Here is a 13998-nt window from a genome sequence, read left to right on the forward strand (position 1 = left end):
CCGACCGGACTGCCCGACGGTACCGGGCACACGCCGAAAACGTCTCGCGGTCCCCTCCCGGTTCCTAGGAAGGTGGGGACGAACAGCCGGCGGTCGCGCGGGAGAGTCCGGCCCGGCCCGACGGACCGGCCACGCGAACCGACTCCGCAGAGACGACCGACAGAGACAATGGACCTCGTGCGCTATCGCATCCTCGGCACCACCCAGGCCCTGCAGTCCGACGGCACCCCCGTTCCCGTGGGGGGTGCCCGGCTGCGTGCCCTGCTGACCGTGCTCGCGCTCCGCCGGGGGCGTGCGGTGGCCGTGGCCGCGCTCGTCGACGAGGTGTGGGCCGACGATCCGCCCGCCGACGCGCCGGCCGCGCTGCAGGCGCTGGTCGGCCGGCTGCGCAGGGCGCTGGGCCCGGACGCGATCGTCTCGCTGAACGGCGGCTACCGGCTCGCCGCGGCCCCGGACGACATCGACCTGTATCGCTTCGCACGTCTCGCGGACGACGGCGCCCGCGCGCTCGCCGACGGCGATCCGGCCGGGGCCGCCGGTCTCCTCGACGACGCGCTCGCCCTCTGGCAGGGCCCGCCGCTGGCCGATCTCCCCGACCGTGCCGCCGAGGCCGCCCGCTGGGAGACCCGCCGCCTCGACGCCCACCGCACCCGTCTCACCGCCGCCCTCGCCCTGGGCCGCGCCGGCTCCGCCCTCCCGGACCTCACCGCCCTCTGCGACACCCACCCCCTCGACGAACCCCTCCAGACCCTCCGGCTGCGCGCCCTGCGCGACACCGGCCGCACGGCGCAGGCGCTGGCCGCGTACGAGGAGGTGCGCCGGCTGCTGGCCGACCGCCTGGGCACGCGCCCGGGGCCGGCCCTGCGCGCCCTCCACGAGGAGCTGCTGAGAGCCGACGGCCCCGACCCCCGCACGGGGCGCGGGAAACCGCGCGAGAACCCCTACGACACCGCACCCGGCACCCCGCCTCCCCGCCCCGGGCCACGGCCGCACCCGGAGCCGCACCCCCGGCCCACCCGCCCCCCGGGCAACCTCCGCGCCCGCCTCACCTCGTTCGTCGGCCGGGACACCGACATCGACACCATCCGCCACGACCTCAGCACCACCCGCCTCGTCACCCTCCTCGGCCCCGGCGGCGCGGGCAAGACCCGCCTGTCCCAGGAGGCCGGCGAGGCGGCCGCCGAAGCCATGCCGGACGGCGTCTGGCTCGCCGAACTCGCCCCCGTGGACGACCCCGCGAACGTCCCGGAGACCGTCCTCACCGCCCTGGGCGCCCGCGAGACCGTTCTGCGGGGCGCCGGCGCCGAGGAGATGCGGGTCGCGGCGGACCGCAAGGACAACCCGCTGGCCCGCCTCGCCGAACACTGCGCCGGACGCCGCATGCTGCTCATCCTCGACAACTGCGAACACGTCGTGGACGCCGCCGCCCACCTCGTCGACCAGCTTCTCCAGCGCTGCCCGGAGCTGACCGTCCTCGCCACCAGCCGCGAACCCCTCGGCGTACCGGGGGAGTTGCTGCGCCCGGTGGAACCGCTGACGCAGCCCCACGCGCTGCGCCTGCTCGCCGACCGGGGTGCGGCCGCCCGGCCCGGCTTCACCGTGGACGCCGACCCGGAGGCCGCCGCCGAGATCTGCCGCCGCCTCGACGGACTGCCCCTCGCCATCGAGCTGGCGGCGGCCCGGCTGCGCATGATGACGCCCCGTCAGATCGCCGACCGCCTCGACGACCGCTTCCGGCTGCTCACCTCCGGCAGCCGTACCCTCCTGCCCCGGCAGCAGACCCTGCGCGCGGTCGTCGACTGGTCCTGGGAGCTGCTCGACGAGGACGAGCGGTACGTCCTTCGGCGCCTGTCGGTGTTCGCAGGCGGCTGCGACCTGGCCGCCGCCGAGGCCGTCTGCGGACCCGCGGCGCTGGAGGCGCTCGGCTCACTCGTCGACAAGTCCCTGGTGGTGGCGGCCCCTTCGGAGGGTTCCGCGGCCGAGGCGGGCGGCGAGATGCGCTACCGGCTCCTGGAGACCGTCGTCGAGTACGCGGGCGAGCGGCTCGACGAGACCGGCACCCGTCCGGCCGCCGAACGCGCCCACCTCACGTACTACCGCGAACTCGTCCGCGCCACCGACCCGTTGCTGCGCTGCGCCGGGCAGCGCGCCGCGATCGGGCTGCTGGAGCTGGAGTACGAGAACATCCGCACCGCCCTGCGGTACGCCGTCGCCGAGCGGGACGAGCAGGAGGCGCTCTGCCTGGCGCTGTCGCTGTGCTGGTACTGGCAGATGCGGGACCTGAAGTCCGAGGCCCGGCACTGGTCCGCCCAGGTCAAGGAACTCGGCCCGAACCCCTTCACCCCGCCCGCGCGCCCCGTCCCGGACCTGCGCGAACGTCTCGTGGACCAGCCGCCGCCGATGAGCCCGGCCGTCCTCGACGAGGCCCGGCGCGGGGTGCATCTGGTCCATCTGGCCTGCATGGACATGGAGCTGCCCGCCTGGCAGACCGCCGAGGCCCAGGAGAAGCTGCGGGTCATCAGCGCCACCTACCGGCCGGGCCAGCCGCAGACCTGCCGCTTCCCCGGCTTCATGTGGTTCTACGCCGTCCTGCTCACCGGCGACATCGACCGGCTGCGTAGCATCCTCGACACCAACATCGACACCTGCCGCTCACTCGGTTTCACCTGGGAGCTGGCGCAGACCCTGCAGCTGCGGGCCAACATCCTCGCCAACCGCTCCGACTGGGCGGGCGACGCCCTCGCGGACGCCGACGGCGCGCTGGAGATCTTCGACCGCCTCGGAGACGCCTGGGGCGCCGCCGAGGCGCTCTCCGCGCGCGGCGAGTCCCTGGAGCGCCGGGGCGAGTTCGCGCTCGCCGCCGCGGACTACGAGCGGGCCATCGAGTACGCCGAGCGGCTCGGCACCAACGCCCAGCTGGGTGTCCTCGGCGTCCGGCTCGGCGGCGCGTACATCGAGAGCGGCGACCCGGAGCGCGGCGAGAAGATGCTGTTCGACGTGCTGGAGTCGGGGCGGGGGCGCCGCACGGCCGCCCGCGAGGCCGTGCCCATCGCCCGCCTCTACCTCGCGGCCCGCCTCGGCCGCACCGGGCGCACCACCGAGGCCAGGGAGCAGCTCACCCTGCTGCGCCAGGACTTCCACGCCGCCGACTACGTGCTCTTCGCCGGGTACGTCATCGGTGTCGAGGGCTGGCTGGAGGCGGTGTCCGGGCACCACGAGGAGGCGCTGCGGCTGATGCGCCGGGCGCTGGAGCGGAGCCTGGACCGGCTGTCCCTGACGGTCGCGCCCTACATGCCGGCCGTCCATCTCGTGACCGCCGCCCTGTCCGTCGCGAGCGTCGACGGCGGCGACCGCGCCCGTGAGGCGGCCCTGCTCCTCGGCGCCGCCGACGCGCTGCTGCCGTCCGGACACTTCTCCAGCCCGATGGAGGCCGAGGCCCGGGCCATGGCCGAGACGGTGACCCGGGCCTCGCTGGACGACACGGCCTACGACACCGCGTACGCCGAGGGCGGCGCCCTCACCCTGGAGGAGGCCGTCGCCCTCGTCTGACCAGGGGCCGTACCCGTGCGGCCCCCGGCGGTCAGCTCTTCGTCTTGAACTTGTGGATCGCGATGGGCGCCATCACCGCCGTGAGGCCCACCGACCAGCCGAGCGTGACCAGCAGGTCGTGCGCGATCGGGCCGCCGGTCATCAGCCCGCGTGCCGCGTCCGCCAGGGACGACAGCGGGTTGTAGTCGGTGAACGCCTGCAGCCAGCCCGGCATCGACCCGGTCGGTGCGAAGATCGACGACCCGAACTGCAGCGGGAACAGCACCAGGAAGCCCATGGCCTGCACGGACTGCGCGTTCTTCATGGTCACGCCCAGCACCAGGAAGATCCACATCAGGGACGACCCGAAGACGACGGCCAGGCCCACCGCACCGAACAGCCCCGGCCAGCTGGTGATGTCGAAGCCGATGAGCACCCCGACCGTCAGCAGGATCGTCGTGGCGACCAGCATGCGCAGCAGCTCGACGGAGATCTTCGCGAGGAGCACCGAGGACCGGCCGATCGGCAGGGACCGGAAGCGGTCCATGACCCCCTTCTGGAAGTCCTCGTTGAAGCCCGTGCCCACGCCCATGGCGATGTTCATGCCCATCATCGCCATCAGGCCGGGCACGACGTACTGCACGTACTGTTCCTGGCCGCCGCCCAGCGCCTGTCCGATGGAGCCGCCGAAGACGTACACGAACAGCAGGGTGAACACGATCGGCATCAGGACCGCGTCGAACATCGACTCGGGGTCCTGCCGGATCCACAGCAGGTTCCGCCGGACGAGGGCGCCGGTGTGCCGGGCGTGCGCCCGCAGCCCGATCCGGCCGTCTGCCTGGACGGTGTCGCCGGTCGTGGGGACGGTGGTGGCGGCACTCATACGGCGACCTCCTCGTAGGCGGGGGACGGAGCCGCGTCCTGCGCCGCACCGGTCTTGTGGCCGGTGAGGGACAGGAACACCTCGTCCAGGCTGGGCAGTTCGGTACTGATCGAGGCGATGGTCACCCCGCGCGCGGTGATCGCGCCGACGACGGCGGTCAGCTGTTCGTCGCTGAGGATCGGCACGAGGAGGGCGCCCGTCTCTGTGTCCACGGTGGTCGTGGCGAGCCCGGTGATGCCGAGGCCGTCCAGCTCCGTGGCCAGGGGCCGCAGCTGCACCGGATCGGCCGGCCGGACCCGCAGCGTGCGGCCGCCGACCTGGGCCTTCAGCTCCTCGATACGGCCGCCCGCGATCACCTTGCCCTTGTCGATCACGGTCAGTTCGGAGGCGAGCTGCTCGGCCTCCTCCATGTACTGCGTGGTCAGCAGGACGGTCACCCCGTCGCCGACCATGCGCTTCACCTCGGTCCACACCTCGTTCCGCGTGCGCGGGTCGAGGCCGGTCGTCGGCTCGTCCAGGTACAGCACGGCCGGGCTCCCGATCATGGACGCGGCCAGGTCGAGCCGCCGCCGCATACCGCCGGAGTACGTCGCCGCGGGGCGTCCGGCGGCCTCGGTCAGCGAGAACCGCTCCAGCAGGCCGGTGGCGCGGCTCTTCGCCTCCTTGCGGGGCAGGTCGAGCAGCCGGCCGATCATGTACAGGTTCTCGAAGCCGGACAGCTTCTCGTCCACGGAGGCGTACTGGCCGGTCAGCCCGATCACGCGGCGCAGCTGCCGCGGCTGCCGCAGGACGTCGTAGCCGGCCACCGTCGCACGGCCCGCGTCGGGGGTGATCAGGGTGGACAGGCACCGTACGAGGGTCGTCTTGCCCGCGCCGTTGGGGCCGAGGACCCCCATCACCGTGCCCTCGCGCACGTCCAGGTCGACACCGTCCAGCGCCCTGGTCTCGCCGTAGTGCTTGACCAGCCCCCGCACGGTCACAGCGCCCTTCGCGCCGCCGGAGTTCTTGTCGATTCGTGTCATGGGGACGACACTCCCAGCCCCCACCGACAGACCACCGACAGCCCGCCGACAGCGCCTGCCCCCGGGGGGCGCGGGGAACTGCGCGAGAAGCCCCCACGCACCCGCGCCCGATCACGCACCCGCGCGGCCTAGTGGACGGAGTGCTCCTCCTGCGGGAACGTCCCGCCCACGACGTCCTCCGCGAACGCCTTCGCCGCGTTCCCCATGACCGCCCGCAGATCGGCGTACTGCTTCACGAACTTCGGCATCCGCCCGCCGGTCAGTCCGAGCATGTCGGTCCACACGAGGACCTGCGCGTCGGTCTCGGGGCCCGCCCCGATCCCGACGGTCGGGATGTGGAGCACCCGGGTGACCTCGGCCGCCAGCTCCGCGGGAACCAGCTCCAGGACGACCGCGAACGCGCCCGCGTCCTGGACGGCCTTGGCGTCGCGCAGCAGCTGCTGCGCGGCCTCCTCGCCGCGGCCCTGCACGCGGTAGCCCATCGCGTTGACGGACTGCGGGGTGAGGCCGATGTGGGCCATGACGGGGATGCCGGACTCGACCAGCAGCTCGATCTGGCGGTGCGAGCGCTCGCCGCCCTCCAGCTTGACCGCGCCGACCCCGGCCTCCTTGACCATCCGGGTCGCCGAGCGCAGCGCCTGGACGGGGCCCTCCTGGTAGGAGCCGAAGGGCAGGTCGCCGACGATCAGGGCGCGGCTGGTGCCCCGGACGACGGCCGCGGAGAGCATCGTCATCTCGTCCAGGGTGACGGGCACGGTCGACTCGTAGCCGAGGTGACAGTTGCCGGCGGAGTCGCCGACGAGCATGACCGGGATGCCGGCCTCGTCGAAGACGGAGGCGGTCATCGCGTCGTACGCGGTGAGCATGGGCCACTTCTCGCCGCGCTCCTTGGCGAGGGCGATGTCCCTGACGGTGATACGGCGTGTGCCCTTGCCCCCGTACAGCGCCTTGCTGCCGTCGGAGGATGTCGTCCGGGCAGCGGAAAGCTGCGTCATCGTCCAGCTCCTTCATGTCATCTCGAGGCACCCTGACGGTGTCCCCGGACCACATCCATGGTGGCACCTCGGCAGGAGGAGTGCCAGGGCGCGCACGTGTGACCGTCCCGGCATGCGGCATGTAAGAACAGGGTAAAAGATTAACGATACGAGACGGTCCCGTATCGAAATAGGTCTAGGCTCGACGACATGACTACCGCAGTCCCTGACTCCCGCATACCGGCGGCGGTGCACCGGCGCCGCTGGGTGATCCTCGGTGTGCTGATGCTGAGCCTGCTGATCGTGGTGCTCGACAACTCGATCCTCAACGTCGCCATCAAGACGATCTCCACCCCCGAGCCCACCGGGCTGGGCGCCACCCAGAGCGAGCTGGAGTGGGCGATCAACGCCTACACGCTCGTCTTCGCGGGCCTGCTGTTCTCCGCGGGGCTGCTCGGCGACCGGCTCGGCCGCAAGAAGGTGCTGCTCGGCGGACTCGTGGTCTTCGGCCTCGGCTCGGCGCTGGCCGCCATGTCCGGCTCCCCGGCCCAGCTGATCGTCTTCCGCGCGGTGATGGGTCTCGGCGCCGCCTTCGTGATGCCCGCCACCCTCGCCGTCCTGATGAACGTCTTCGAGCGCGACGAGCAGCCCAAGGCCATCGGCATCTGGGCGGGCGGCGTCGGTCTCGCCATCGCCATCGGCCCGATCACCGGCGGCCTCCTGCTCGACCACTTCTGGTGGGGCTCGGTCTTCCTGGTCAACGTGCCGATCGTCCTCCTCGCGCTCGGCCTGATGATCTGGCTGGTGCCCGACTCGCGCGACCCCGACCCCGGCCGAATCGACCCCGTCGGCGTGGTGCTCTCCGTCATCGGCCTCGTCCTCCTCGTCTACGGCATCATCCGCGGCGGCCAGCTCGCCGACTTCACCGACGTCACGGTCCTCGCCACCATCGCGGCCGGACTCGCGGTCCTCGCCGCCTTCGTGGTGTTCGAGAAGCGCAGCGACCACCCGTCCATCGACATGACGTTCTTCAGGAACAGGGTCTTCTCGGCGTCCATCGGCGTCATCGGCCTGGTCTTCTTCGCACTGATGGGCGTGACCTTCTTCTCGGTCTTCTACACCCAGACCGTGCGCGGCTACTCCCCGCTCCAGACCGGTCTGCTGATGCTGCCGCTGGCCGTCGCGCAGTTCGTCTTCGCGCCGCGCGCCCGCCTCGTCGTGGACCGCTTCGGCAACAGCGCGGTGTGCACGGTCGCCATGACGCTGATCGCCGGGATGCTGGCCGCGTTCGCGGTCCTGGACGCGGACACGCCGATCTGGATCCTCGAAGCCATCTTCTTCCTCATGGGCGTGGGCATGGCCCATGTGATGACCCCGCTCAGCGTCCTCATCATGCAGGCGCTGCCCCGTGAGAAGGCCGGCTCCGCCTCCGCGCTCAGCAACACCTTCCGCCAGGTCGGCGGCGCACTCGGCATCGCCGTCCTCGGCTCGGTGCTGTCCACCGCCTACCGCACCGGCATCGAGGGCGAACTCCCCCCGGGCGCCCCGCACGCCGCCGCCGAGTCCATCGAGGCCACCCTCGGCCTCGCCGCCCGTCTCGGCGAACGCGGTGAGGCCCTGGTGGGCCCGGCCCACGACGCCTTCCTGCACGCCATGCACGTCACCGCCCTGTGCGGGGCCGGGATCGCCCTGCTCGGCGCCGTGGCCATGGCGGTGTTCCTGCCGGGACGGCCGAAGGGCGGCCAGGAGGGCAAGGAGGAGCCCGAGTTGGCGGCCGTGGAGCACTGACCCGACAATCGGTCCGGTCCCACGACACACAGAGACGGAGTCGACCTTGAGCCTCGCCGAGAGCCACGCCGCAGACGGGCGCGTCCGGGACGCGGGTCCCGTCCGCGGGCGTCCCCGCAGCGAGGCCGTGGAGCGGTCCATCGTCGAAGGCGTGATGAAGCTCCTCGAAGACGGCGTGCCGCTCGCGGAGTTGTCGATCGAACGGGTCGCCCGCACCGCCGGCGTCGGCAAGGCGACCATCTACCGCCGCTGGAGCGGCAAGGAGGCGCTCTTCGTCGACGTCCTGCGCGCCGCGGAACCCCCGGACCCCGTGCTGCCCGGCACCTCGATGCGCGACGACCTGGTCGTCTTCCTGGAGTCGGCACGCAGGCGCGGCCTGCTCAACCGGCCGTCGGCGATCCTGCACAACGTCATCGCCCAGATGAAGAGCAGCCCCAAGATCTGGGACGTCTACCACGCGGAGGTCGTCGCCCCCCGCCGCCGGGCCCTCGCCGAAGTCCTGCGCCGGGGCCGGGACAACGGCGAACTCCGCGCCGACGTCGACCTCGACCTCGTCGGCGACCTGGTCTTCGGCCCCATGCTCGTGCGCACCGTCATGCGCCCGGAGGCCCCGCTGCCCGAAAATCTCGCGGAGACCATCGTCGACACCGTGCTCGAAGGGCTCCGTCCCCCTGCGAAGTGAGTCACAGCGATGTGCGCGTTTCGTTACAGACGTCGGGCCCTGACGGCCGGTTCGGAACTCCGAACAGCGCGTTGTTCGTCCTCGTCCCCGTGAGGCCGCGACGCGGCGTCGGGATCGGCGGCGATCATCCCCTAGGGTCTTGAGGCGCGGGGAAGAGTGCACGGCAGGCAGTGAGGCGACGGTATGGCGCAGGCGTACATGACGGAGACGGGCGGCGGCGACACGGGCCAGGGCCGCGAACGAAACCGGCTCCGGCGCCTGCTGGGCCGCCTCTTCGGCGGCTGGAGAGGGGACCGGCGGATCTGGCGGCGCGGCATCGTCCTCGCCGTCCTCGCGGTCCTCGTCGCACTGGTCATGGTGCTGCACGCCCAGGTCCCCAACGCCGTGGGAAACCTCGGCAGTCTGACGGAGACGTTCCTGCCCTGGCTGGGCGTCGCGATCCCGCTGCTGCTGATCCTCGCGCTGGTGCGCAGGTCCGCGACCGCGCTCGTCGCGCTCCTGGTGCCCACGGTGGTCTGGCTGAACACCTTCGGCGGACTCGTCACCAGCAAGACCGTGGGCGGCGGTGACTTGACCGTCGTGACCCACAACGTCAACGCGGACAACGCGGATCCGTCCGGCACGGCCCGCGAGGTCGCCTCCTCCGGCGCGGACGTGGTGGCCCTGGAGGAACTGACCGAGAACGCGGTGCCGGTGTACGAGAAGGCGCTGGCGGCGACGTACCCGTACCACGAGGTCGTCGGCACCGTCGGCCTGTGGAGCAAGTACCGGATGAGCGGTACCGAGCCGGTCGACATCAAGCTCGGCTGGGAGCGCGCGATGCGCTCGACGGTGGCGACGCCGGACGGGCCCGTCGCCGTGTACGTCGCCCATCTGCCCTCGGTGCGGGTGAAGCTGGAGGCCGGGTTCACCGCCCGCCAGCGCGACAAGAGCGCCAACGCCCTCGGTGAGGCCATCGCCGACGAGCCGATCCGGCAGGTCGTCCTCCTCGGCGACCTCAACGGCACCATGAACGACCGGGCGCTGAACGCCGTCACCGCCCAGATGCGTTCCACCCAGGGCGCGGCGGGCGACGGCTTCGGCTTCAGCTGGCCCGCCTCGTTCCCGATGGCCCGTATCGACCAGATCATGGTCCGGGGCATGGAGCCACGGGCGTCCTGGGCCCTGCCGGAGACCGGCAGCGACCATCTGCCGGTGGCCGCACGGGTGACGATCGACACGTCCGGGAGCTGACGCCGCTGGTGAGGCGGCTGCGGACGGCAGGGAATACGTCGCCGGTTCGAGTTTGTTCCGCAGAGGAACATACGATGAAACGGAACCCCGACATCCCCCCGCTCCTCCCGAAAGGTCCCGCCATGCCCTTGGCCCTGCTCGCACTCGCCGTAGGCGCCTTCGGAATCGGCACGACCGAGTTCGTCATCATGGGCCTCCTCCCCGAGGTCGCGGCCGATCTCGGCATCTCGATCCCCGCCGCCGGCCACCTCGTCTCCGCCTACGCGCTGGGTGTCGTCATCGGTGCCCCGCTGCTCGCCGCGCTCACGGCCCGGCTGCCCCGCCGCAAGGTCCTGATCGGGCTGATGGTCCTCTTCGTCGCCGGCAACGCCCTGTCGGCGCTCGCCCCCGACGAGCACTGGCTGCTCGCCGCCCGCTTCCTCAGCGGCCTGCCGCACGGCGCCTTCTTCGGCGTGGGCGCGGTCGTCGCCACCGGCCTCGTCGCCCCGGAGCGCAAGGCCCGCTCGGTCTCGCTGATGTTCCTGGGCCTGACGATCGCCAACGTCGCCGGCGTACCGGCCGCGACCCTCGTGGGCCAGCACTTCGGCTGGCGGATCACCTTCCTCGGTGTCGGCGTGATCGGCCTGGCGGCCATCGCCTCCCTGGCGTTCCTGCTGCCCCGCGACCACGCGGCCGCCCCGACGGCCGGTCTGCGCGGCGAACTGGGCGCCCTGCGCTCGCTCCCCGTCTGGCTCGCCCTCGGCACAACGGTCGCCGGCTTCGGCGCGCTCTTCTCCGCCTACAGCTACATCACGCCGATGCTCACGGAGTCCGCCGGGTTCGCCGCCGGCAGCGTGACCCTGCTGCTCGCGCTGTTCGGCGTGGGCGCGACCATCGGCAACCTGGCCGGCGGCCGGCTCGCCGACCACTCCCTGCGGGGCACCCTCTTCGGCGGCCTGGCCTCGCTGATCCTGGTCCTCGCGCTGTTCCCGGTCCTGATGTCCGCGCAGTGGAGCGCCGCCCTGGCCGTCCTGCTCCTCGGCGTCGCGGCCTTCGCCACCGGCTCGCCCCTGCAGCTGATGGTCATGGAGAAGGCCGCCGCGGCCCCCTCCCTCGCCTCCTCCGCCAACCAGGCCGCCTTCAACCTCGCCAACGCCGGCGGCGCCTGGACCGGCGGCCTGGCGCTCTCCGCCGGCCTCGGCGCGACCGCCCCGGCGACGGTGGGCGCGGGCCTCGCGCTGGTCGGCCTGGCGGTCGCGGCCGTGGCCCGCACCGTGGACGCCCGCCGCGCCACGGCACCGGCCCACACCGGCCGGAGCCAGGCCCGCGTGGTGGCCTCCCACGTGCCGGGCGAGCGCGAGACGGTACGCGTCTGACGCGCGTCCGACACGGGCGGAAGAGGTACGGGCACGAGCCGAGCGGTACGTCACCTCTCCCGCCCCGCCGCGGACGGTGATCCGTTTGTCCCGCCCCGCCGCGGACGGTAATCCGTTCGCGGTCCGGGCCGTCCCGCGCCTACCCTCGCGGCCATGACGGCACAGGGCACGCCCGCGGGCGCACGGACCGGTCCCCTCACCACGGAGCCGGTGATCCGGCGGGAGACCGTCGACGACCACCGAGCGGTGCGCGAGGTGCACACCCTGGCGTTCGATGACGGTGAGCGGGTCCCCGGGCTCGTGGAGGCGCTGCGCACCGCGCGGGCCGCGACGGCACCGCTGTCCTTCGTCGCCACCGTCGGCGGCCGGGTCGTCGGGCACGTCCTGCTGAGCGCGGCGCGGCTGGACGCGCCACGCCGGATCGTGGACGTCCTGACCCTGTCGCCGCTGGGCGTGGTCCCCGAACTCCAGGACCAGGGCATCGGCACCCGGCTCGTCGCGCACGCGCTCGCGGCGGCCGACGGCCAGGGGGTGCCGCTGGTCTTCCTGGAGGGCTCACCGCACTACTACGGCACGCGCGGCTTCGAGGGCGCCGTCGCGGCGGGCTTCCGCCCGCCGTCGCTGCGCATTCCCGAAGCCGCGTTCCAGGTCGCCCGTCTGTCCGCGTACGAGCCGTGGATGACGGGCACCTTCGTCTACGCGGAGCCGTTCTGGGCCCTCGACTGCGTCGGGCTGCGCGCCCCGGAGGCATGAGGACCCCGAAGCCCGCCTACGCCTGCTCGCGCCACCGGTTGGTGATCGGCAGCCGGCGGTCCTTGCCGAACCCCTTCGGGGAGATCTTCGTGCCCGGCGGGTACTGCCGCCGCTTGTACTCGGCGGTGTCGACCATGCGGAGCGTCTTGACCACGAGCTCCCGGTCGAACCCGGCGGCCACGATCGCGTCGGCGCCCTGGTCGCGGTCGACGTAGAGCTCCAGGATCGCGTCCAGGACCGGGTAGTCCGGCAGCGAGTCCGTGTCGACCTGCCCGGGACGCAGTTCGGCGCTCGGCGGCTTGGAGATGGAGTTCTCCGGGATCGGCGGGGTCTGGCCGCGCTCCGCCGCCGCCCGGTTGCGCCACTCGGCGAGCCGGAAGACCGACGTCTTGTACACGTCCTTGATCGGGCCGTACGCCCCCACCGAGTCGCCGTACAGCGTCGAGTACCCCACCGCCAGCTCCGACTTGTTGCCGGGCGCCAGCACGATGTGGCCCTCCTGGTTGGAGATCGCCATCAGCAGCGTTCCCCGGAGCCGCGACTGGAGGTTCTCCTCCGCCAGGCCCGTCAGCTCGGTCGACGCCATGTACGCGTCGAACATCGGGGCGATCGAGATCGTCCGGAAGTTGAGCCCCGTGCGGCGCGCCAGCTCCGCCGCGTCGCCCTTGGAGTGGTCCGACGAGTACTTCGACGGCATGGACACGCCGTACACGTTCTGCGCCCCCAGCGCGTCGCACGCGAGCGCCGCGACGAGCGCCGAGTCGATGCCGCCCGAGAGGCCGATCAGGACGGACCGGAAGCCGTTCTTCGCCGCGTACGCCCGCAGGCCGACGACCAGCGCCGAGTACACCTCCTCGTCGTCGTCGAGGCGCTCCGCGTACCCGCCGGTCAGTTCCGGCTCGTACGCGGGCAGCGGCTCCTCGGAGACGACGAGCCGGTCCACGCGCAGCCCGTCGTCGACGATCCCGGTGACCGGTTCGGCGGCGCCCGCCGGCAGGTCCAGGTCGAGGACGACGCACCCCTCGGAGAACTGCGGCGCCCGCGCCACCACTTCGCCGTGCCGGTCCACCACGATCGAGTCGCCGTCGAACACCAGCTCGTCCTGGCCGCCGATCATCGCCAGGTAGGCGGTGGTGCAGCCGGCCTCCTGCGCGCGCTTGCGGACCAGTTCGAGGCGGGTGTCGTCCTTGTCGCGCTCGTACGGCGAGGCGTTGATGGAGAGCAGCAGCCCCGCCCCGGCGGACCGGGCGGCCGGCACGCGGCCGCCGTCCTGCCAGAGGTCCTCGCAGATGGCGAGGGCGATGTCGACGCCGTGCAGCCGGACGACGGGCATGGTGTCGCCGGGCACGAAGTAGCGGAACTCGTCGAACACGCCGTAGTTCGGGAGGTGGTGCTTGGCGTAGGTGAGCGCCACCTCGCCCCGGTACAGCACCGCCCCCGCGTTGCGCGGAGCCCCCGCGGGCTGGCCGTACTTCGGGGCGGCGGACTCGGAACGGTCGAGGTAGCCGAGGACCACCGGCAGCTCCCCGAAGCCCTCGTCGGCGAGCCGCGCGGCGAGCGCCGCCAGCGCGGAGCGGGACGCCTCCACGAAGGACTGGCGCAGCGCCAGGTCCTCGACGGGATACCCGGTCAGCACCATCTCGGGGAACGCGACCAGATGCGCTCCCTGCTCGGCGGAGTGCCGGGTCCAGCGGACCACCGCCTCGGCGTTCCGGGCGATGTCGCCGACCGTCGAGTCGATCTGATTCAAAGCGAGACGAAGTTGAGGCACGGGGCCAGT

Annotated in this window: 10 protein-coding genes; 6 read left to right on the forward strand and 4 right to left on the reverse strand. The window is 72.6% G+C overall.

The window, feature by feature from the left end; translation table 11 throughout:
* Window positions 1-168: 168 nt before the first annotated feature.
* Window positions 169-3549: an AfsR/SARP family transcriptional regulator gene (locus SCAB_RS31685; RefSeq protein ID WP_013004192.1), complete on the forward strand. Its 3381-nt coding sequence runs from the start codon at window positions 169-171 to the stop codon at window positions 3547-3549.
* 31 nt (window positions 3550-3580) lie between these two features.
* On the opposite strand, the gene SCAB_RS31690 is transcribed toward SCAB_RS31685, so the two are convergent.
* The 3 genes from SCAB_RS31690 to panB form a co-directional block, all read right to left on the reverse strand.
* Complete coding sequence (locus SCAB_RS31690) at window positions 3581-4411, reverse strand: ABC transporter permease (protein ID WP_013004193.1); 831 nt, start codon at window positions 4409-4411, stop codon at window positions 3581-3583.
* Window positions 4408-5433 carry an ATP-binding cassette domain-containing protein gene (locus tag SCAB_RS31695; protein WP_013004194.1) on the reverse strand — a complete coding sequence of 342 codons (1026 nt, stop codon included), beginning with the start codon at window positions 5431-5433 and terminating at the stop codon, window positions 4408-4410. Before SCAB_RS31695 ends, SCAB_RS31690 begins: the two co-directional genes overlap by 4 nt.
* A gap of 128 nt (window positions 5434-5561) precedes the next feature.
* A complete protein-coding gene (gene panB, locus SCAB_RS31700) occupies window positions 5562-6428 on the reverse strand; it encodes a 3-methyl-2-oxobutanoate hydroxymethyltransferase (protein WP_013004195.1) in 867 nt (288 codons plus the stop codon).
* A 189-nt stretch (window positions 6429-6617) separates the two neighbouring features.
* On the opposite strand from panB, the gene SCAB_RS31705 reads away from it, so the two are divergent.
* From SCAB_RS31705 to SCAB_RS31725, 5 genes are all read left to right on the forward strand, one after another.
* A complete protein-coding gene (locus tag SCAB_RS31705) occupies window positions 6618-8195 on the forward strand; it encodes an MFS transporter (RefSeq protein WP_013004196.1) in 1578 nt (525 codons plus the stop codon).
* Window positions 8196-8241: 46 nt separating this feature from the next.
* Entirely contained in the window at window positions 8242-8877 is a 636-nt protein-coding gene (locus tag SCAB_RS31710) for a TetR/AcrR family transcriptional regulator (protein WP_013004197.1), read from the forward strand.
* Window positions 8878-9060: 183 nt separating this feature from the next.
* Entirely contained in the window at window positions 9061-10110 is a 1050-nt protein-coding gene (locus SCAB_RS31715; RefSeq protein WP_013004198.1) for an endonuclease/exonuclease/phosphatase family protein, read from the forward strand.
* A gap of 122 nt (window positions 10111-10232) precedes the next feature.
* Entirely contained in the window at window positions 10233-11465 is a 1233-nt protein-coding gene (locus SCAB_RS31720) for an MFS transporter (RefSeq protein ID WP_037728314.1), read from the forward strand.
* Window positions 11466-11675: 210 nt separating this feature from the next.
* Complete coding sequence (locus SCAB_RS31725; RefSeq protein ID WP_013004200.1) at window positions 11676-12218, forward strand: GNAT family N-acetyltransferase; 543 nt, start codon at window positions 11676-11678, stop codon at window positions 12216-12218.
* A 16-nt stretch (window positions 12219-12234) separates the two neighbouring features.
* Here SCAB_RS31725 and SCAB_RS31730 read toward each other — a convergent pair whose 3' ends face one another.
* Window positions 12235-13989 carry an NAD+ synthase gene (locus tag SCAB_RS31730; RefSeq protein WP_013004201.1) on the reverse strand — a complete coding sequence of 585 codons (1755 nt, stop codon included), beginning with the start codon at window positions 13987-13989 and terminating at the stop codon, window positions 12235-12237.
* Window positions 13990-13998: the final 9 nt, after the last annotated feature.

The sequence above is a fragment of the Streptomyces scabiei 87.22 genome, from assembly GCF_000091305.1.
Classification (GTDB): Bacteria; Actinomycetota; Actinomycetes; order Streptomycetales; family Streptomycetaceae; genus Streptomyces; species Streptomyces scabiei.